We start from the raw sequence: 19,266 nt of genomic DNA on the forward strand, positions 1-19,266 counted from the left end.
TGTGTTACAATTACACCTTGTTACCAGCCTGAACGGTGAGAGTGTTGGTACCAGCCACAACCGTGTAGCTGCCCTCAACCTCAACGTCAGTGCCAGTGGTCACATCGGTGCCCTGGCCAGCAATGGTGATCGTAACACCGTTGCCAGAGACACCAGGAACAGTCACAACCACGGCCACGGTGGAGCCAACGTCCAGCCATTCGGACTCAATGGCAGCCTTGTTTTTGCCGTTGTAGGTCGCGGTGGCATTGCCAGTCAGGTTGGTGGTGGTAGCCGTATCCAGAGAATTCTCGGCGACAGTCACCTTCGCCTGGACCTTCACGCCAGTCACAACGATTTCGGTGTTGGCATTCACAGTCTCCTGGATCGCAACAGTCTGAGTAGCGCTGGCAGTCGCAGCATGTGTCATGCTCTTCGGCGTGCCGTTCACGGTGTACTCCACAACCACCTGGTTGGTGGAAGCCACCAGAGCGGTACCAGTCTGTACAGTCAGATTCACAGTGGCTTGAGCACCAGAATTGACAGACTTGGAAGTCTCACTGCCGGAGAAGTAGGCTGCATCTACGCCCTTGCCGTTTACAGCACCAGACTTCACAGAGGAGGTAACGGTCACAGCGGCGTTATTGTAGTTCAGTTTGACTTCGGGCTGAGTGCCAGCGGCAGTCAGCTTCACGGTGTAAGCCTGGTCAACGGTCAGGTTGCTCTGAGCCAGCGCAGCAGGCCTCACAGCAGTGATATTAGCGCTGCTATTGTCCTGAATATCATACTTGGAAGAACCGGCGGGCTGCTTGACCGTGAAGGTGAACTCCGTATCCGCAACATTCTTCACGGTCTCAGTCTTGTTGGCGTACTCGGCAGAGCCAGAGTACTTCACGTACCACTCGGTCACATTCTCGGTAGCAGCCTGCACAGTGATCTTGTTGCCAACGATCACAGTGCCAGTCAGCTCGGTAGCCTTGTAGTCCATGACATAGACCTTGGAGGTCTTGCCGTCCAGGTTGGTGGTCTTGACCACACCCAGGTCGTTGATGTCAACGTACTTGCCGCCGCCGACAGCGTCGCTGACATACACGCCGGGCAGGCTGACCTTGGAAGCGCCGGGAGTCAGGTCGGTGAACTGCAGGTACAGCTTGCCGTTCTTGGCGTCATAGCGACCAGCGCCCTTCTCAGTGCCAGTGAAGTCCACAAACAGATCGGTGGTGCTGGGCAGGGTGGTGTCAGTGCCGTTGTCAGTGAAGTCACCGCCCTGGCTGCCGGTGTTCAGCGGGGTGGCGGAGTCAAACACGACCCACTGAGCAAGCCCATTGCTGTTCAGAACAGCATAGATGTTGCCAGCGTACTGGGTGCCAGCGGTGTTGGTGTCCGCGTCAGCCAGGTGGCTGATGGCAGAGCCAACAGAGGTGAACTCGGTCTTGACGTCAGACTTCTTGTTCTCGTCCTGGATCACAACCGCCTTGGCGTCAGAGGCGAAGGCCAGACCCACATCCTCGCGGTTGGCGGTGATGTACATGGTGCGGCCCTGCAGGTTCAGGGTGCTGGTGTTCGCAGTCAGGCCGACCATCTGATAGACGTCCTCGCCGTCGATCGCGACCTTCATGTTGGTGTAGACATCCTCAGCCTTCACAGCCTTGATGGAGGTGACATAGTCGCCGTCGAAGCGCAGCTCCATAACGGTGCCCTTGGTCAGAGGCGTGATGGTGCTGCTGTACTTGCTCTTGGCGGTCAGGGTCTGGACCTGACCATTCAGGACGGCCTCGAAGGTCCAATAATAGGTGTCGTCCTTCTTCTCCTCGCTCTTGGCGCCGGAGAGGATGTAAGCCAGGTTCTGCGCGGAGCCGGTGGCCTCGCCGATCACGACGGCACCGATCACATAGTAATCGCTGTCATACACGGTGAAGACCTGGCCCAGAGCCACAGCCTCAGCGTCCTTGTCGATCTCGATGTCCACGTTCTGCACGCCGGTGTACACGCCGTCCACGTCGGTAATCACCTTTGCAGAACTGCCGGCGCTCACAGCATCCAGATCCACAGTGACAAACACGGTGGCGTCCTCGCCGTAAACGCGGTTGTCATTCTTGCTGTCGCCGACGATGCTCAGGTTGTCGGTGCGGATGACGTCTTCCTTCGCAGTGTCGGTGTAAGCGGTGGTGGTCATGCGGACGGCGGGCTTCAGGGTGTAGGTGCCGTCAGCGTCCACCGTGTAGGTGTACCACTGGTTCAGCTTCTCATTGCCGCCGGACCATTTGTTGAAGGACATCGCGGCATGATCGTCCGCGGTGGGAGCATTGTTGCTGGCATCGGTCCGAGCCTTCTCAATGTTGGTGTTGGTGTCCTTCACATCAACGGTAATGGTCTTCATGGTGCCGTCCAGGAAGATGGCGGAAGCCTTGGCAGTGCTGGTGCCGATGTGGCTGCCGTCCAGGTCATAGCCGGGGATGAAGACATAGTTCTTGGTGCCCTCGAACAGCTCGATGCCCAGGAAGTAGCCGTTGGCGTCCACATACACGGTGTAGGTGTTGTCGGTCAGCAGGGACTCGTTGTACTCGTTCAGAACGTCCTTGTCATAGAACGCCTTCACGTTGGCCTTGTACTCCTCGCCGCCGATGGTGACCTTGGAGACCTGGTCCTTGTTGGTCTCGTCGTTCTTGCTGGTGGAGAACTTGGTGACAGTGCTGTCCTCCAGGACCTCCACGGCGGACACGGCCTTGACCTCGCCCAGCGTGTCATTGTCCTTGTAGGAGATGTTCACCTGGTAGTAGGTGTCGTTCTTCACGTCCACAACGTTGGCAACGTCCTCGACGTCCACGTTGTAGTTGCGGCCATCAGCATCCTTCACATATACATTGAGGGGAGCGTACTCCTTGCTCTCGCTGTAATCAGAAGTAGCCTTGGCCAGATAGCTGTTGACGGACACGATGGTGATCATGCCATCATCGGAATCCAGGTAGACCTCGGTCACAACGCCGTCGCCGGTGCCGGTCAGGTCGTTGTTGTTGGAGCGGACCAGATCGGTCTTCTTGATGGAGTTCTCCTTGCCGTCCACATAGGACTCCAGCTTGTTCTTGTCGATCACGCCGGACTTGAGCAGATCATAGACCGTCTTGCCGGTCACGCCGGTGGTGTAGCTCTCCACCAGCAGGGTGTGATCAACATAGGTGCCAATATCGGTCTTGTCATAGACCCAGTTGTTGGCAGGACGCATGAAATCGTCGCTGTCCTTGCGGCACTCCAGCTTGGGGAAGAACTCCTCGGCAAACTGCACGAAGCCGTCGTTCTTGATGTTGCCGTCCTCGTTGATGCCCTCGCTCCAGGTCACAGGCTTGGAGCTGCCCTGGGAGATGGTCACGTCCACGCCATTGACGTTGGTGGTGATCTTCTGATCGTAGTCCACCATCGTGGCCTGCAGGGTGTTGAAGGCATACAGGGCAGCTTCCTCACGGGTGACGAAGTCCACACCGTTGAACTCGTCGGTCAGGCCGGCGTTCAGGCCGATGCCGATGGCCTGCTTGGCAACGTTGATGGACCAGTTGCCGCCGGTGTAGCCCTCATAGGTGGCGTCATAGCCCAGGGCGCCCAGCAGCATCTTCATGAAGGCATAGCCGGTCAGGGTGCCAGCGGGACGGAAGGTGCCGTCCGCGTAGCCGGAGATGATGCCCTCCTTGGCGCAGTAGGCGATGTAGCCGGAGAAGGTGTTGCTGGTGGGCACATCCTTGTAGGGAGCGGTGTCCGCGTGCAGCTCCGCTGCGGTGGTGGGGCCCAGGATCAGGTTGCAGATGATCTTGGCCGCAGCCCCACGGCTCAAATTGTCCGTGGGAGCGAAGCTGCCGTCCTCACGGCCATCCACAACCCCGATTTCGGAGATCACGGCGACAGCTTCATCATAGGTGATGTCTTTGTCGTCCTTGAACTCCTTGGCGCCGGCGTTGATCGTGACGAGAGACATCATCATGGTCAGCGCCAGCACCAGAGAAAGGAATTTCTTCATGTTCTTTCCTCCTTCTAAAAGTCAGCCGCGCAGGCGAAGGCGCCAGATGCCTCCTATGGAGATGCTAGCCATATCTCCATAAAAAACATCCCTTGCCCCGCACTCCGCCGCTGCTGGCGCTACTGTACCATCCGATTTTTGGGATGTAAATGCTTTTGCCAGAAGTGTTACAGAAGCGAAAAACGGGTGCAAATGACGCCCTTTTCCTGTAACAATCTTGTGATTTTTACTCCGCCGGTTTCCAGCTGCCGGGGCGGCTCTCAGGCGTCCCGGAGCGTGTAGCGGTACTTCTCCCGGCTGAGTTTCCCCTCTTCTACCAGGTGCTGGAGAATCACCGTGCACTGCCTTGGTTCAATGCGCAGCAGCCGGGCGATATCCTGTCGGTAGGCCGCGCCCTCTTCCTGTAAATACTCCCGGATGACCTGGTACTGCCGCTCCGGTGGAACCACCGCCGCAGGCGGATAGTACCGCGTGCCCACCCGTACCAGGCGCCCTTTGTCCGTCAGCGCTGTAAGACGGCGGTAGGCGGTAGGCTTGGAAACATGCAGCAGCTCTGTCAGTGCATTTCGGGTGATAAAGCCATGCTGGCGGACATACTGCAAAATCCTGGTCTCGCCGCCGGCGCGGATCGCGTAGTCCTGACGCAGGTCCCGGACGGTGAGATCGTCAATCCCAGCCCGGACCAGCGCTGCCCGTACTACGCGGGAAAGGCGGTCCGGACGCATGGGCAGACGGGAGCGTGGCGCGCGGAGGACGGTTCCCCCGCTCTCTCCCGACTCCATCCGCAGTCTTTCCAAAAATTGTGCCAGGCCATCATTCATAGGGACTGTTTTTCCGGGGATGGGCTCTAAAAGGCGCCGCTGAACGTCCACCTGGTCCCAGGTGAGCGCCGTGATTTCCTCCAGCGTCAGCCCAGCCTGCCAGGTAAGCTGCAGGGCAGTTCCCGCCGCCGAGGTCCCCTCGCTGTGCAGGAGCCGGGAGAGGAGAATTTCATTGACGTCCGGCGCTCTCTCCGGCAGAACCTTTGTGGACACCCGCTTTTCGGGCAAAAACTCCGCAAAGTGCTGCCCCAACGCCACAGCCGCGACGCCGGTGATGCGGGAGACATACTGCCAGTCATGCCGCTGCAGCTGACGGATGATGAAATCGTGCCGCAGATCGATGAGACGGACCTCCCTCTGTCCCTCCTCATCCAGCGCCCTGCGCACGATATGCGAGACGGGCTGCGGCTGCATGGGCTTATGCAGCCGATCCGAGAGCAGCACATAGTTGCTTCCCCAGTCCAGCCGCTCGCTCATGCGGGCCAGGTATTCCTCCAGTTCTTGGCAAAGCGGGATACTTCGGTCAGGCAGCTCTATTTCCTGATTCAAAAAATTGACAGCATCCCAGCGCAGAGACACAATCTCATTACGAAGGAGGCCCGCCATCCAGGCAAGACGCACCGCCATTCCCACGGCGTCATAGGGGTGCTTTTCCAAAATCCGCCGGATGGCGGCCTCATCGGGGCGATGTACGGTATAAGGCTCCATGTCAACCCTCCCACGAAAATCACAGTTATGTTACTGATTTTTTCCTATCTCCCGTTCAGCACAGCCGCCTCTCCGGGCGGAGGCGCAGCGGTGGCTCCCTCCAGCGTCCAGTCGCCCCACTCTCCCACGATGGAACCCCGAATGGCATCCTGGCCGCAGAGCCGAAGGAGCATGTCGCAGTCCTCCTCCAGGATTTTGGTCTTCAGCCGCATGGAAGCAGCATACCGGTTTTTCCGAAGCATTTTCCCCTGAAAATAGCTCTGACTCCCATCCAGGTTCACGCTGCCGGAGACATCCGTCCCGTCGACCTGTAGTGTCAGCTCCCCCTCGACCTCCTGGAACTGGCCTTTGAGTGTAATATGATATCGCAATATCCGCATCCGTGTTCTCCTTGCCTTCCTAGGTCCGCCGTGTTTTCCCCGCCGCGAACATAGATAAAATTGTTATTTTGTTGATAGAGCCGTTCCGTTCCGAGGAGAACAGCCGTGTGAATGCGAACTAAAACACGCCGGATTCCCCCTGGCGGCAGAAATCAGGCGTGAAAAAGCGGAGCCGAAAGTCAGACGCTAATCGGCTCGGATTTTTTGCGCCCTAAAACGGGCGGCTATCTTGTATTTTGCTGTGGGAGCTGTTATAATTTAACAAAATATGTAGGGAGCAGTGTTGTTTTGTTCCTTTACGATTGTCAAAATAACAATTTCGTCCTACGATACAAGGCCGAGCTTTTCCATCTGCCGCAAATGCTCCACCCCCGTCGTCACCAGATAAATGCGGGTGGTTTCCATGGAGCTGTGCCCCAGTACGTCAGCCAGACGGGCGATGTCCCGGCATGCCCGATAAAAGGTCCGTGCAAACAAGTGGCGGAGATTATGGGGATATACCTTGGCAGGGCATACCCCGCTCAGTGTGCACAGCTGCTTCATCTCAGCCCAGATCTGTTTTCTGGACATCCTTCTTCCGCTTCTGGTGATAAAAATTTCACCAGAAGCGATTTTATGTTTCCGGGCATACTTCAAGAGCTTCCGGCAAAGCTTGTCCGGCAGCAAAATGACCCGGATCTTCCCCTTCAGCGCAATCTCCGCGCGGCCAACCCTGGCGGTCTCCACCGTGATATAGGGTACTTCGCTCACCCGGATTCCCGTGCCGCAGACCGTCTCCATCAACAGGGCGAGCCGCTCTTTTCCATGGTCTCTGGCTGTACCCACCAGATGCGTGTACTCTGCCCGCGTCAGCTCCCTGGACTGATCCCGGAAGGCCCGGCGCTGAATTCTTAAAAATTTCACCCGGCAGTCGTCCCATCCCAGGAATCCAAACAGTCCATTGAGTGCTGCTACCATGGAGTTCACCGTTACTGGCGCATGGCTCGTCGCGAGCAGCTCCGTCTTCCACTCTGCGGCCCGTTCCTGGGTGACGGCTCTGCCGTCCAGCCAGCGAAGAAACGCCCGCAGGTCCCGCTGGTATTTCTCCACGGTGCCGGGTGCGCGCTCCTCTGCCAGCAGATGGCCCCGAAATGCCTCAATCTGCGCGAGGGTCAGGTTGTGTTCGTCCATTTCTTGATTCCTCCCAAACCTTATGGTATCTCTAGTCTTCCTGAATCCGCGGCCGCTATGTACATCGTCCTCTCCGCCTGCGGACATGACCGCGGGCGCAAAGCGGCGGACAAGCCTGCGGCGCCGGCAAAAGTGGGGTTGTCCGTTTCTTGATGGAGTGAGCGCATTTTTAAAGGCCTTCTGACCTGCGCAGCTATGTGCAAGCCGGACCAGCGGTTCTCTCACACTCCCGGCAGCTGTGCGATTCGCGCATAGACAGCCGCCACACCGCATCCGGACCCCGCCGCCCCTCGCAAGGCATGTTCCAGCGCCGGGTTTTGTCGTTGATTGGTAACATGATAGCAAGGGCTCCGAAAAAAGCGCAAGGCTCCTTGATGAGATACCGGCAGGCTCCCATGACAGGTGGGGCTTGCTCATTTGCCGATCTTCCTATACAATAGAGATATTCCTGATGGATTCTTTGAATCTTTGCTTTATTTTAGGAGGGTACTATGTCTTATCAAATTTCAAACTTCACGGATAATGACGACATCAAGACGCTGGACCAGCAGGGTCCCTTCTCCATTATTGAGTATCAGAGGGATTTGAGCGTAACTCCAGCCTCCGCTCTAAACGCCTATTACTGCTCCCAGATGAATGTACGCAAGCGGCAGGTGGTCTGCGATCTTTCCAAGGCAGATATCACGACTCAGGCTGGCGCCATGCAGTGGATGCTGGGAGATGTCAATGCCACCACTGGTATCAAGGGAGTCGGTGATCTGCTGGGAAAAGCGGTACGAGGCAAGGTTACTGGCGAGTCTGCTATTAAGCCGGAATATACCGGCAGCGGCATTTTGGTGCTGGAGCCCACCTACCGGCATCTGATTCTCATGGATGCCGGCAGCTGGAATGGCGCCGTGGTGCTGGATGATGGGCTTTTCCTGGCCTGCGACTCCAAGCTCAAGCACAAGGCCGTGGCTCGTTCTACCTTTTCCTCGGCAGTGGCTGGCAATGAGGGCCTGTTCAACTTGAGCCTCAGCGGGCAGGGCATCTTCTGCATTGAGGCCGAGTGCCCCAAGGAGGAGCTTGTGGAAATCAGCCTGCAGGACGATGTGCTGAAAATCGATGGAAACTACGCCATCGCCTGGAGCGCCTCCCTGCAGTTTACCGTGGAGCGCTCTGGCAAATCCCTCATTGGCTCCGCCGCCTCCGGAGAGGGGTTGGTGAATGTGTACCGCGGCACTGGAAAGGTTTTGATGATGCCTACAGCCAAGATGCCCAACGTTTGATTCCCCTGTCCGGCGCGGAGCGCGGTCCTCTAGCCAGCCATGGACCGGCGGTCCGCTATGAAAGGAGGCATGCGTATGGCCGAAATTTTTGAATTTCCCCCGTGCGGGGACGAAGGCGCCCCCGCCGCCGGGAGCCGCAAGGAGCTGCTTGCATATTTAGCGTCCGTGGAGGAGCAGATAGATCAGCTGAATCAGCAAGAACCGCCGGGGATGTCTGGAGAGGAATACGAGGCCTGGGCCGACCGCCACGAGGAGCTGGAGGACTTGGCGGACGATCTGCGTGACCGGCTGGATGAACTAGGAGGCTCCCATGACTGACTTTCCTTGCTACAAGCTGGAAATTTTTATTCCGGAATCCCATCTTTCCGTTTTACAGCAAGCCCTGTGGGAAACGGATGCCGGTCACATCGGCAAGTATGACTGTTGCCTCTCTTACAGTCCTGTCACCGGCTGCTGGCGTCCGCTGGAGGGATCGCACCCCTATCTTGGCACTCTGGGGCAGCTCCGTACAGAGCCAGAGCTGAAGGTGGAAGTCGCCTGTCCCACCGGGCGGGTAGAGGCGGTGTTGGCAGCCGTGAAGCGGGTGCATCCCTACGAGGAGCCGGTGATCAATGTCATTCCTCTGTACCGCACCGGCCTTTAGCGGGTGTACAGGAAAGGAGTTTTCCTATGCCAGAGAATCCATATGACGACCCAATATTTTTTAAAAAGTATGCGCGAATGTACCGCTCCCTTCACGGTCTGCGCGGGGCCGGGGAGTGGCCCATGTTACAAAAGCTCCTGCCGGATTTCACCGGCAGGAAGGTGCTGGATTTGGGCTGCGGCTATGGCTGGCACTGTCAGTATGCCGTGGAACACGGCGCGGCTGAGGTGGTGGGTGTTGACAGCTCCCGCCGCATGCTCTCCCGGGCCCGTGAGCTTCATACGGACGAACGCATTGCCTATCGTCTCGCTGCTATGGAATCGCTGGACTTTCCAGCGGCATCGTTTCATGTGGTACTCAGCTCCCTGGCCTTTCACTACGTGGCAGACTTTCCAGCTCTGGTAGGCCGCATTGCCCAGTGGCTGCGCCCCGGCGGAAGCTTTGTCTTCTCCGTGGAGCACCCAGTATTTACCTCCTATGGAACGCAGGACTGGTGGTATGGTCCCGACGGGACCATACTCCACTTTCCGGTGGACCGCTATTTTGAGGAGGGGCCTCGGGAGGCGGTCTTTCTAGGCGAGACCATGACCAAGTATCACCGCACTCTGACCACCTATCTCCAGACGCTGCTGGAGCAAGGCTTGGTTCTCCGGCAGGTAGTGGAGCCCCGGCCCCCACAGGAGATGATGGACCTTCCCGGCATGCGCGAAGAGCTGCGCCGGCCCATGATGCTGCTGGTGGGCGCGGAAAAACCGGGGGAGGCGTCCATATGAACCATCCACCCATTGCGGCATTCCCCTTTGGAGCAGTGCCTGCCATTTTATATGGCGCGGACAGCCCCCATGTCTGGTTGTACCTCCACGGCAAGCTGGGGCGCAAGGAGGAGGCGGAATCCTTTGCCCAGCTGGTGTGTCCCAGCGGCAGCCAAGTGCTGTCCATTGATCTCCCCGAGCATGGGGAGCGTTGCTCCGACAAATCCTTTGCCCCTTGGGACGCCGTGCCTGAGCTGGAAAACCTCTTGACATTGGCTCAATCCCGCTGGGATCATATCTCCCTGCGGGCCACCAGCCTAGGGGCTTGGTTTTCCCTGCTGGCCTTTGCCGGCAGACCGCTGGAACAAGCCCTTCTGGTCTCGCCGGTGCTGGATATGGAACGGCTGATCCGTGGTATGATGGCCGGAGCCTGCGTCAGCGAGGAGGAGCTGCGGGCCAGGGGCGAAATTCCTGTGGAGTTTGGGGAGACGCTGTCCTGGCGGTATCTCCAGTACGCGCAGACTCACCCCCTTGTGGTCTGGGATACTCCCACCGCCATATTGTACCCCGAGCACGATGCCCTCACCAGCCGGGAGACGGTCGAGGCCTTTGTCCGGCGTTTTCGGTGCCGCCTGACGGTGCTGGAAAATGCCCAGCACTGGCTCCACACGCCAGAGGAGCTCTCCGCCCTGCACCGCTGGGAGTCATCATCAGTGCTTGTTTGATCTGCCCCTTAATTAAAGAGGCAGGCCATACAGAACTGTTCGCCCGCCGGGCGTATACTTTCAGAGAAACGTGCTACATAAGCATCCCGTCAAAAACAGCCGACCGGTTTCAGAGAAACGGGCCGGCTGTTTTTTATAAAATAAATTTCTTTTCTTGCAATTTCCTGCAAAAACAGCAAAATTCCCCCGCTTTTTTCTATGTATGATATTATAAAAAGAGCTATGATGTCATACAACGAGCGCGTTGTCATTTTTTTCTCTTTACAAATTAGACATAATCTGTTATGATAAGCATAATCTAAACGAAATGCATAAAATGTTTATAGCGTGCTTCTTGTTTGTTGTCGAGGATTTCAATGAAATTCCTCGTTTACCGTCAATCAGGAGGAATCAGGATGGTCCGGAACCAACTCGTCTCTCAAATTGATCAGGCTGTGGAAAGTCTTACGGACGAACTGACGGAGTTCGCCTGCACCATATTTGGCATTCCCACACAGAATCCTCCCGGCAACAACTACCGTCAGTGTGCCGAGGCCATCGGTGCCATGATGCAAAAAATCGGCATGGACGTGGAGTATGTGGAGGTGCCGCAGGAGCGTCTTTCCGAGCTGGCTCCTCGGGGCGAGGGACTTCCTCGCATTAGCGTGGTGGGGTACTTAGGAGACAAGGCCCAGCGTCCCAATATTCACTTCACCGGGCATTACGATGTGGTGCCGGAGGGCACTGGCTGGACCACAGATCCGTATGGCTGTGAAATCCGGGATGGGAACATTTACGCCCGGGGCTCCGCTGACCAGAAAAGCGGCATTGTATCTGAGGTGATCGCCGCTTATGCCCTGCAAAAGGCAGGACTCAAATTGAAGGGGACCTTGATCGCCTCCGCCACGCCGGATGAGGAAACCGGCGGGCAGGCTGGCGTTGGCTACATGGTAGAGCAGGGCTATTTTACCAGAGAGAGCACCGACTACTGTGTGATTACTGAGTGTCTGGATGTGGACAAGGTCTGTATCGGGCACCGGGGTACGCTATGGTTTGAGATTGACATTACCGGGCGGCAGAGCCATGGCAGCATGCCAAGCGAGGGCGTCAACGCTCTGGAATTTGCACAGCGGCTTATGCAGGCCATTGACGAGGATATCCGTCCTCTGATTGCGGAGCCCACCCCTCTGCCGGTTCAGCCCCCCGCCTGCCGGCAAACCACCCTCACCCCCACCATTTTGCAAGCGGGTGAAAAGATCAACACCGTGCCCGGCAGCTGTCGGATCGGTTATGACTGGCGGCTGATTCCGGAGTTGAGCGTGGAGTGGGCAAAGGAGCAGATCACCGCCGTGTGTGAAAAGGTGAAGGCCTCCATGCCCGGGAGTGATTATACCATTCATTATCTGGGGGAGGATAACCCCACGCTGGTTCCGAAGGATACGGACCTTGTCAATACGTTTCTTGCCAATGGCAAAACATATCTTGGCCGGGAAATGGAGTTCTCTGTCAGCCCTGGGATGGATGATCAGAAATATGTGGTGCAAAAGGGAAAGCTGGATCACTGCATCGTCTACGGCCCCGGGCGGCTTACCCTGGCCCACAAGTCGGATGAATACGCCAGTATTGAAGAGATGAAAATGGCGGCCAAAATCATGGCTCTCTCCGCAGTGGACCTGCTGGGCCTTGCAGAATAAGTTAGACTGCGGCGCACCAGCTGACGGTGCCTATCATGCAGGCACCGGCGGCATACCGGCCGCTTTCTATAGAGGTAAGGAGGCGCAACTCATTGAAAGGGAGGAGAGAAGCGCCTCCGAGCTGAACCATTCTTTTGTAATTTTTTGAAGAGGAGGAGATTGCAAATTGAAAAAGTTAAGTCGTGAAGAGCTTGAGAAAGAGCTTCGGAAAGAAGCCCAGGGCACATGGATTCTGACCATTGTCTGCGCCCTGATCCACATTGTTCCGGCATTCCTTCTAAATGGAAACGGACAACAGATGTTCCATATGCCTCAGTGGTTTGTCGTCAGCGTGTTTGGCTCCGGCATCGTCGCTATCATTGGCATCATTATTTTAACGAAAAACTTCGCCGACTTCGATTATGACGAAGAAGCCGCAGAAGAGTAAAAAAGGGGGTAATTTAAGTCATGACATCTAGTCAAGTTGTTATTCTTTGCATCATGATCGGTTACCTCGTTTTGAACGTGACAATCGGCATGATCATGTCCAAGCGCCAAGAGCGCGCCAGCACCATGAGCCAGGAGAAGAAGTACTTCATTGGCTCCCGTGGCATGAACGGCTTGGTTCTGGCTATGACCACCATGGCTACATACACATCCGTCAGCTCCTTTATTTCCGGCCCTGGCGCTGCTGGCATGACCTATGGCTATGCCCAGGTGTGGGTGGCGGCCGTGCAGTTCGGCGCGGTGTTCCTGGTGATGGGTGTGCTGGGCAACCGGCTGGCCATCGTCTCCCGCAGAACCGGTGCTGTCACCATCGCCGGCTATCTGAAGGCTCGCTATAAGTCTGACGGTCTGGTCATTGTCACCAGCCTTCTGATGGTGGCCTTCTTCATCGCTCAGATGATCTCCCAGTTCACCGGCGGCGCCACCCTGGTGGAGTCTGTCACCGGTCTGCCCTACTGGGCCTCCCTGCTGATCTTTGCCGCAGTGGTAATTATCTATACCTCCTTCGGCGGCTTCAGCGCAGTGGTCATCACCGATACTATCCAGGGCATCATCATGGTGCTGGGCACCTTCCTGTTCATGTTCTTCGTGGTTCGCGCCGCCGGCGGTCTGTCTGGTATTGACGCCGGCCTTGCTACCAACCTGCCCGATGTTTATGACAACCTGACCGCCGTTTATAAGCCCGGCGCTCTGTTGTCCTTCTGGGTGCTGGTTGGTATCGGCACCATCGGCCTGCCTCAGACCGCGGTGCGCTGCATGGGCTTCAAGAACACCAAAACCCTGAAAAACGCCATGGTCATCGGCACCATTGTCTGCGTGGTCGTGATTGGCGGCATGCACCTGGCTGGTGCTTGGGCCGGCGCTCTGCTGGATGCCGAGAATCTGCCCACCTCCGACTACATGATCCCCATGCTGGTGCAGCGGATTATGCCCACTCCTCTGGCTGGTCTGTTCCTGGCCGCTCCTCTGGCCGCAGTCATGTCCACGGTGTCCTCTCTGCTGATTCTGGCCTCTGCCGCCATCATCAAGGACCTGTATCGGACCTATATTGTGAAGGACAACAGCCAGAAGGTTGCTGCCTACAACAAGAGCTTCTCTAAGCTGAGCTTCGGTGCCACTTTGGTCATTGGTATTATCACCTATTTCCTGGCTTTGGACCCCCCCGACATCATCTTCTTCCTGAACCTGTTCGCCATGGGCGGTCTGGAGTGCGCATTCTTCATGCCTCTCGTGGGCGGCGCCTTCTGCAGGTTCGGTACCAAGCAGGGCGCCATTGCTGCCGCTCTGGGCGGATGCGCGGTGTATGTGTTCTGCTACTACAATGTCACTTGGCAGGGCGTCAACGCCGTGGTCTGGGGCCTGCTGGCCAGCGTCATCCTGTACCTCGTCGTCAGCAAGGCCACCGTCGGCAAGGGCTTGGATCAGGATATTCTGGAAAAATGCTTCTAAGCTCCTGATAAATTCCTCCCAACCAGCAGCCCATTTTGGGCTGCTGGTTTCCTTATTTCCCGGTTTCATAACATGAAGAGGCGAGGGACCATATCCCTCGCCTCTTCATGTCTCCGGCGGTACCGCCAGCTGGAAGCTCTTCCACGTATGTTCCGCCGCTTCTATGATCTCCCAGGTGTAGCCAGCTCGCTCACATTCTCTCCAGGTCAGGTAGCGAAAATAGAACTCTGCCTCCAGATGACAGGGCAGAATGTCCAAAATGATCCTCTGAATCTGGTCAAACTCCGCCGGGACACCTGCCACCTCTGGAAAAATAACCCGCAGCTTCCCGCCGCCCATCTCCACTGCCCGAGCCCGGATGCCGCAGCCGCCCAAAGTACGGTTGATCGCGGCGGGCGTCAGGCTATCTCCATCAATCTGCAACAGCGCTGCAATCGCTGCCCGGCGCTCCTCAGGCGTGAAGGCAGCGGGACGGCGGGCAAACAGTGCCTCCCGGCGGCTCAGCCCCTCGTCCTCCGCCGTGGCAGTCAATGCCTCCCGCTCCGTAAGGTCCAGCTGTTCACTGACGCCGTCAAAGCCCTTGCCCAGCGCATAAAGCTCTGCGCCGTTGATGGTGCCTGGCCGCAAATCATAGACCCGCAGCGGCGCCAGCAACGCCTTCAAATAGTCCTCATACATGGCTCACGCCTCCATCTCCGTCACGGTCAGCGCGCCCAGCACCGGCAGCACCGTGTCGTCTGCCGCCACATCCGCCGCAGGCGCTGTAAAACGATAGTTCTCCACGCCCTCCAGGGCGTACAGACGGCTGCCCAGCTCTGCGAGGCGCACGGCCTTTCCCAACAGACGTCCAGTAAAAAACGTAGTCAATGTCTTCTCCGCCGCCGCCTTCACAGCTTCAAAATCCGCTCCCTCTGCTGGTGCCACTGTAACAGTGACATCAACCTCCCGGACTGTCGGAGCCTTCACCTGCACATCCACGGCAATCTCTCTTTTTTCCTGTAGCTCCGCCTGCAAGCCCTCCAGCACTTCTGCCGCCGGAAGGCCTCGTTCTTCCGCCACATATACATCCACGGTGCCAATGCCCCTGGCGCGCCCAACCGCCCGGGCGGCCACCACCCCCTCATATCCTATGGCGGTCTGCTCGTACCACGCGGCGTTGGCGCCGTTGGGGAGCCGCTGATAGCTCTCCAGAATCCGGCGGCGCAAGGCCTCGTCATCCTCCATATCACTGCCGCCGGAAAAAGCCTTGGGATTCGTACAGGCGGTAATGGCCACCGGGCACGCTGTCATGATGCAGATCGCCCCCGGAGCCGCGTTCCCCGCAGTGCCGCCCTCCAACGCCTCTGCCGGGATTTCCACAGACAGGGTTTCCGCCGCCAGCACCCCTGCCTGGGTCGTTTGGAACCGGGTTCCTGCTTCCGTCATGCAGACCGTTCCCTCCGACACTGTGATGTCTGCTGCCGGCGGTAGTTTTACAGAAAACTGCAGGGTTCCCACCGCTTTTGCCGCCGGCAGGCGCACAAGCCCCCGCATAGCTGCGTGGCGGTCCAGGTAGATGCCCTGCGCCGTCTGTGGAAAGCTCTGGTCCAGCACCCAGTCCGCCTGGATGCCAAGTGCCTGAATCTGTGCTGCAGCCGCCCAAAACCGCACCGCCAGATCGCAGCCCTCCTCCGGCGTAAAGCCGGCCCGCTGTGCAAACGCTGCCAGCAGTTCCTGATAAAGTTCCTCTGTGCTCCTCACATGCTCTCCTCCCATCACTTCAACTCCAGCGAGACGGAGAGCGCTGTTTCCCGATAGCGAAGCTCCACGGTCAAAATTCCCGCACCGCTGTTTTCAATCAGAGCAACATCCGTCACAGTGAGTCCCTGTTCCTCGGCCAGCGCCTCCGCCACATACTGTCTGGCGGCCGGCAGCCGGGCGGCGGCGGGAAGCCGCCCCAGTTGCCAGAGCTGGCTTCCCAGCGTTCCCCAGAAGGGAAACGCCCCCCGCCGGGCGCTTAGGCGGAACAATACCCTCTGCAGCAAGGCCTCGGCTCCCTCCACCCTGCAAAGCCTCGCTGCGCCGTCAAGCACATAGTCGCCGTTTTGCAGCTTCAGCTCCATTCCTTATGCCTCCATCCCGCATTGACAGGGTGTGTACGGAATACCGTTGATCATCAGCCGCCCTCGAATGTCCACCACACCATTTTCCCGCAGGTAGACAGAGCTGCCGCCGGGGCCATGGAGATAAATCTCTCCCGGCTGCATGTCCCTGGGCGCTTCGCTCTGCGCCGTCCCGGCCACACACTGTTCCTCGCCGCCAGGGCCGCCCTTGATCACCAGCACCTCCGCGCCATTTTCCGGCAGCCAAACATAGCCGCCTGGACCATAAACCGGCAGTTCCCGCACCTCGCCCCGGGTCAGCACGCCCACCCGATCCCCTGCAATAGTAGTCACGCCCATGTCTGCGTCCGCCGTGGGCGGCGCGCTCCGCATCTGTCTTGCCAGCCACATGCTAGATCCCCTCCTTTAGTGTTAGCGTTGCCGTGAATCCGTCCCGTTGAGAGCAGACGTTCTCCGCCTCCGCCACCCGGAACGTGCCCGAGAGTCCCAGACGGGACAGCGACAGCTCCACCCGATCCCCGGGATAGGCCAAAAAGCTTCCTGGCATCGTCACCGTGATCAGCCGCTGCTCCTCCCGGGACTTTTGAATCTGATATTCTCCGGTGTACCGCATGGCAGCCCAGGTGCTCTGTCCCGGCGTGTACACCACCCTGCGGCACTGTCCGCCCTTGGCAATCATGTCCGGATTTTTCACGGAGTAGGAGACGTTCCGCTTCTTGTCAATCACCAACGCCTCTGTCAAAACGCCGTAGTGGTCCTCCCGCCAGGAACAGTGAAGCACCGGGTCCGCATCCCCGATACAAAGCCGTCGGCCATTATCCCGCTCCGGAGCCGCTAACAGCGCGCCGTTTATCGCGAAGCGTGGGGCGAAGCCGCCGTAAGTCCGGCAAAAGCTCTCCAAGACCTTCCACTGGCTGGTCCCTGCTGCCACGGTGTACACAGAACGCGCCTGGACATCCGCTACCTCCCGAGCAACGACGCCGTAGGGCGTTACATGGCGCCGGACAATCTCCTCCAGCGTGGCGTCCTGGTAGGTCACTGGGCGGCTTTCATTGTCCAGCAGGCGTGCGGCAGCGCCTCGTCCGGTGATGGTGACGGTGGTGCCGCCGCCGTCGAGGTCCACCGAAAAATCATCCACAATGCCCCGGGCCACCAGCTGTCCGTCCTCAAAGCCAATGAAGCCGGCAGCCAGGGGAAGAATGGGCGCCATCTCTTTGCTGTAAAGGCATGTGACCGTATAGCTGTCACAGGGCACCGTGCCCGTATGGACTACGCTCCAGCTCAGCAGCGGCGGCAGATCATAGGTCTGGTGGGTACTGGTGAAGATTCGTCCTGTCACGGAATCACCACCTTGTCCCCCGGATAAATCAGGTTGGGGTTTTTGATCTGCGGGTTGGCAGAGATCAGTGCCGTCAGGGACACTCCATGGCGTTTTGCAATTCCCCACAGAGTATCTCCCTTGTGAACGGTATCGCTGCTCCCTTCCGGCTGCCGCGCCGGAAGAGGGGGCACATCCGCGCTTTCCTTCACTGCGCTCAGCCCGTTTCCGTAGCCGGTCCAGTCCTCCCAGAACTCAAAGCTGTAGCTCACATAGTCCGGCAGCGGTTCCTCTTCCACGGTCAGGGACGCGAACCACGCTTGCTCTGTCGACCACACCGGGTGAACCAGCATGCCGGAGCCGCTGTCCTGAAAGACCTCCGCCAAGCGGCGGAACTCCTCGTAGGCCCCAGCCCCGGTAAAAACGCCATGCCCCCGGAGGACCCGGTAGCTTCCCCCCAGGTCCTGGACCACGCACCGGCCATAAGGCACTGGGTGGACCGCCAACCGTCTCCGGCGCTCCACTGTGTAGACCTCCGGGTTGTGAGGCCAGGTGTAGTCCTTATATCGCATCGGTGATAGCAGCAAAGCCTCTTCCCCCTTTAGTAAAGCGTAAATCCGCCGTCATACCGGCGGGCGTCCCGCTGGACGGCCCGGGACACGGCCCACACGTTCGCCGCCATGCGAGTTGCGGTCTCAGGCTCCATCTCCCACACCGTGTTCACAGCTTCTGGAACAAGACCGCCCCAGGCCCATCCGCCGCTCTCCGGCTGGTGCCGAAGGGGCAGTGCGCGCCGTCCTTCCCCGCGCTCCGCCGCATGGAAGAGACTCCCCTTCTCCGAACGCAAGACCGTTTTCTCCGCATCGCCTGTCTGAATGATCGGCACTGGCTCCGCTTCTTTGATTGTACGCCCCTCCAAAAATCTTTCCCAGTCGGAGACCGCGCTTGTTTGGCCTCTTTTTATCAGGGTTTGGGACTGTAAGTCCGGCGCCACCTCGGCTTTCCGTTTCTCCCAGACCGCCTGTCCCCGCAGCAGCGCCGCCAGCGCCAACTGCTGACGTGCCAGCTCCTCCTGGATATAATCCAACCTCATCCCTCCCACAGCGCCTCAAACCGCGCCTCATCAAATACCGGGTTCTCCTCCGCCGGCCCCAGAGCTGTGCCGGAGGAAAGGCGGCGCAGCAACCCCTCCATCTCCCGTGTGGTCAGCGACTCCAGCACGGCCTCCCCATCCCTGAATACCGGCTCCCCCTGATAAAAGCAGCTCTCCGCCAGTACCCGGGCGTTGCATAAAAGAGAGCGCTCCATAGGGTCCTCCGCCGCGTCCCGGCTTGCCCGCCACAGATACAGCAGCCTGCCGGCGGTGGGCGGACGCAATTCGTCCCAAGGTCTCATGCCGCGGTCTCAATTCGTTTGGAGGCTACCACTGTCACCTTCTCGGCCACCATGGCGTTGAGCTGTCCCTCCTCCTGAATGTCGCTCCACTCGCAGCCGCTGTAAATTACCTTTCGGTCCGGCTTGCAGATCACCAAAGAGAAATCTGAGAGCTCATAAAAGTTGATACCGTCTGATATCGCGTCCTCCGTGGCGTACAGCCGCGTCAGCTCCAAGACATACTTCCGCTGGCCTGCGATAGTGGCCACCGGCTCAATCTCGCCGAAAGCCTCTACATTCCTAGAGGACTTGCTTGCCCGGGTAGTGTAACTCTGCACCACTGCCACCTTTTTCCCGTCCATCTCCAGGTAGATGTCCGCGCTGGTGGGAAATCCTGTCATATCTACATGCG

21 protein-coding genes are annotated in these 19,266 nt (G+C 58.3%); 8 read left to right on the forward strand and 13 right to left on the reverse strand.

What is annotated here, in order from left to right:
* Positions 1-10: 10 nt before the first annotated feature.
* From KJS55_RS05535 to KJS55_RS05550, 4 genes are all read right to left on the reverse strand, one after another.
* The gene (locus tag KJS55_RS05535; protein WP_213542876.1) at positions 11-3,985 is read right to left on the reverse strand and encodes an S-layer homology domain-containing protein; all 3,975 of its coding nucleotides are present in this window, start codon (positions 3,983-3,985) and stop codon (positions 11-13) included.
* Positions 3,986-4,245: 260 nt separating this feature from the next.
* Positions 4,246-5,514, reverse strand: a complete 1,269-nt coding sequence (locus KJS55_RS05540) for a tyrosine-type recombinase/integrase (protein ID WP_187028010.1) — start codon at positions 5,512-5,514, stop codon at positions 4,246-4,248.
* A gap of 44 nt (positions 5,515-5,558) precedes the next feature.
* Entirely contained in the window at positions 5,559-5,894 is a 336-nt protein-coding gene (locus KJS55_RS05545; RefSeq protein WP_187028009.1) for a hypothetical protein, read from the reverse strand.
* Positions 5,895-6,218: 324 nt separating this feature from the next.
* A complete protein-coding gene (locus tag KJS55_RS05550) occupies positions 6,219-7,064 on the reverse strand; it encodes a tyrosine-type recombinase/integrase (RefSeq protein WP_187028008.1) in 846 nt (281 codons plus the stop codon).
* 491 nt (positions 7,065-7,555) lie between these two features.
* On the opposite strand from KJS55_RS05550, the gene KJS55_RS05555 reads away from it, so the two are divergent.
* From KJS55_RS05555 to panF, 8 genes are all read left to right on the forward strand, one after another.
* A complete protein-coding gene (locus tag KJS55_RS05555) occupies positions 7,556-8,332 on the forward strand; it encodes an AIM24 family protein (protein WP_187028007.1) in 777 nt (258 codons plus the stop codon).
* Positions 8,333-8,407: 75 nt separating this feature from the next.
* Positions 8,408-8,650, forward strand: coding sequence for a hypothetical protein (locus tag KJS55_RS05560; protein ID WP_187028006.1), 243 nt, complete (start codon positions 8,408-8,410; stop codon positions 8,648-8,650).
* Positions 8,643-8,975: a YqfO family protein gene (locus KJS55_RS05565; RefSeq protein WP_187028005.1), complete on the forward strand. Its 333-nt coding sequence runs from the start codon at positions 8,643-8,645 to the stop codon at positions 8,973-8,975. Before KJS55_RS05560 ends, KJS55_RS05565 begins: the two co-directional genes overlap by 8 nt.
* 26 nt (positions 8,976-9,001) lie before the next feature.
* Complete coding sequence (locus KJS55_RS05570; protein ID WP_213542877.1) at positions 9,002-9,748, forward strand: class I SAM-dependent methyltransferase; 747 nt, start codon at positions 9,002-9,004, stop codon at positions 9,746-9,748.
* Entirely contained in the window at positions 9,745-10,452 is a 708-nt protein-coding gene (locus tag KJS55_RS05575) for an alpha/beta hydrolase (RefSeq protein ID WP_213542878.1), read from the forward strand. The genes KJS55_RS05570 and KJS55_RS05575 overlap by 4 nt, the downstream gene beginning before the upstream one ends.
* Before the next feature lie 395 nt (positions 10,453-10,847).
* A complete protein-coding gene (locus tag KJS55_RS05580) occupies positions 10,848-12,125 on the forward strand; it encodes an ArgE/DapE family deacylase (protein ID WP_213542879.1) in 1,278 nt (425 codons plus the stop codon).
* A 166-nt stretch (positions 12,126-12,291) separates the two neighbouring features.
* The gene (locus tag KJS55_RS05585) at positions 12,292-12,552 is read left to right on the forward strand and encodes a DUF997 family protein (RefSeq protein ID WP_187028001.1); all 261 of its coding nucleotides are present in this window, start codon (positions 12,292-12,294) and stop codon (positions 12,550-12,552) included.
* A gap of 20 nt (positions 12,553-12,572) precedes the next feature.
* A complete protein-coding gene (panF, locus tag KJS55_RS05590) occupies positions 12,573-14,060 on the forward strand; it encodes a sodium/pantothenate symporter (RefSeq protein WP_213542880.1) in 1,488 nt (495 codons plus the stop codon).
* 105 nt (positions 14,061-14,165) lie between these two features.
* On the opposite strand, the gene KJS55_RS05595 is transcribed toward panF, so the two are convergent.
* From KJS55_RS05595 to KJS55_RS05635, 9 genes are read right to left on the reverse strand one after another with little or no spacing between them, the layout of a single operon-like run.
* Positions 14,166-14,738, reverse strand: coding sequence for a hypothetical protein (locus KJS55_RS05595; RefSeq protein ID WP_187027999.1), 573 nt, complete (start codon positions 14,736-14,738; stop codon positions 14,166-14,168).
* Between the two features lie 3 nt (positions 14,739-14,741).
* The gene (locus KJS55_RS05600; protein WP_213542881.1) at positions 14,742-15,800 is read right to left on the reverse strand and encodes a baseplate J/gp47 family protein; all 1,059 of its coding nucleotides are present in this window, start codon (positions 15,798-15,800) and stop codon (positions 14,742-14,744) included.
* A 14-nt stretch (positions 15,801-15,814) separates the two neighbouring features.
* Positions 15,815-16,162 carry a hypothetical protein gene (locus KJS55_RS05605; protein ID WP_213542882.1) on the reverse strand — a complete coding sequence of 116 codons (348 nt, stop codon included), beginning with the start codon at positions 16,160-16,162 and terminating at the stop codon, positions 15,815-15,817.
* A gap of 3 nt (positions 16,163-16,165) precedes the next feature.
* Positions 16,166-16,552, reverse strand: coding sequence for a hypothetical protein (locus KJS55_RS05610; RefSeq protein WP_187027996.1), 387 nt, complete (start codon positions 16,550-16,552; stop codon positions 16,166-16,168).
* Position 16,553: 1 nt separating this feature from the next.
* Complete coding sequence (locus KJS55_RS05615) at positions 16,554-17,501, reverse strand: hypothetical protein (protein ID WP_187027995.1); 948 nt, start codon at positions 17,499-17,501, stop codon at positions 16,554-16,556.
* Positions 17,498-18,067 (reverse strand): SafA/ExsA family spore coat assembly protein, encoded by a 570-nt coding sequence (safA, locus tag KJS55_RS05620; protein WP_228300470.1) that lies wholly within the window; start codon positions 18,065-18,067, stop codon positions 17,498-17,500. The genes KJS55_RS05615 and safA overlap by 4 nt, the downstream gene beginning before the upstream one ends.
* A 14-nt stretch (positions 18,068-18,081) precedes the next feature.
* Positions 18,082-18,567: a hypothetical protein gene (locus KJS55_RS05625; protein ID WP_213542883.1), complete on the reverse strand. Its 486-nt coding sequence runs from the start codon at positions 18,565-18,567 to the stop codon at positions 18,082-18,084.
* A 2-nt stretch (positions 18,568-18,569) separates the two neighbouring features.
* Positions 18,570-18,875: a hypothetical protein gene (locus KJS55_RS05630; protein ID WP_187027993.1), complete on the reverse strand. Its 306-nt coding sequence runs from the start codon at positions 18,873-18,875 to the stop codon at positions 18,570-18,572.
* The gene (locus KJS55_RS05635) at positions 18,872-19,255 is read right to left on the reverse strand and encodes a hypothetical protein (RefSeq protein ID WP_213542884.1); all 384 of its coding nucleotides are present in this window, start codon (positions 19,253-19,255) and stop codon (positions 18,872-18,874) included. The genes KJS55_RS05630 and KJS55_RS05635 overlap by 4 nt, the downstream gene beginning before the upstream one ends.
* Positions 19,256-19,266 lie beyond the last annotated feature (11 nt).

Origin of the sequence: Pusillibacter faecalis, from assembly GCF_018408705.1 — a bacterium.
GTDB lineage: Bacteria > Bacillota > Clostridia > Oscillospirales > Oscillospiraceae > Oscillibacter > Oscillibacter faecalis.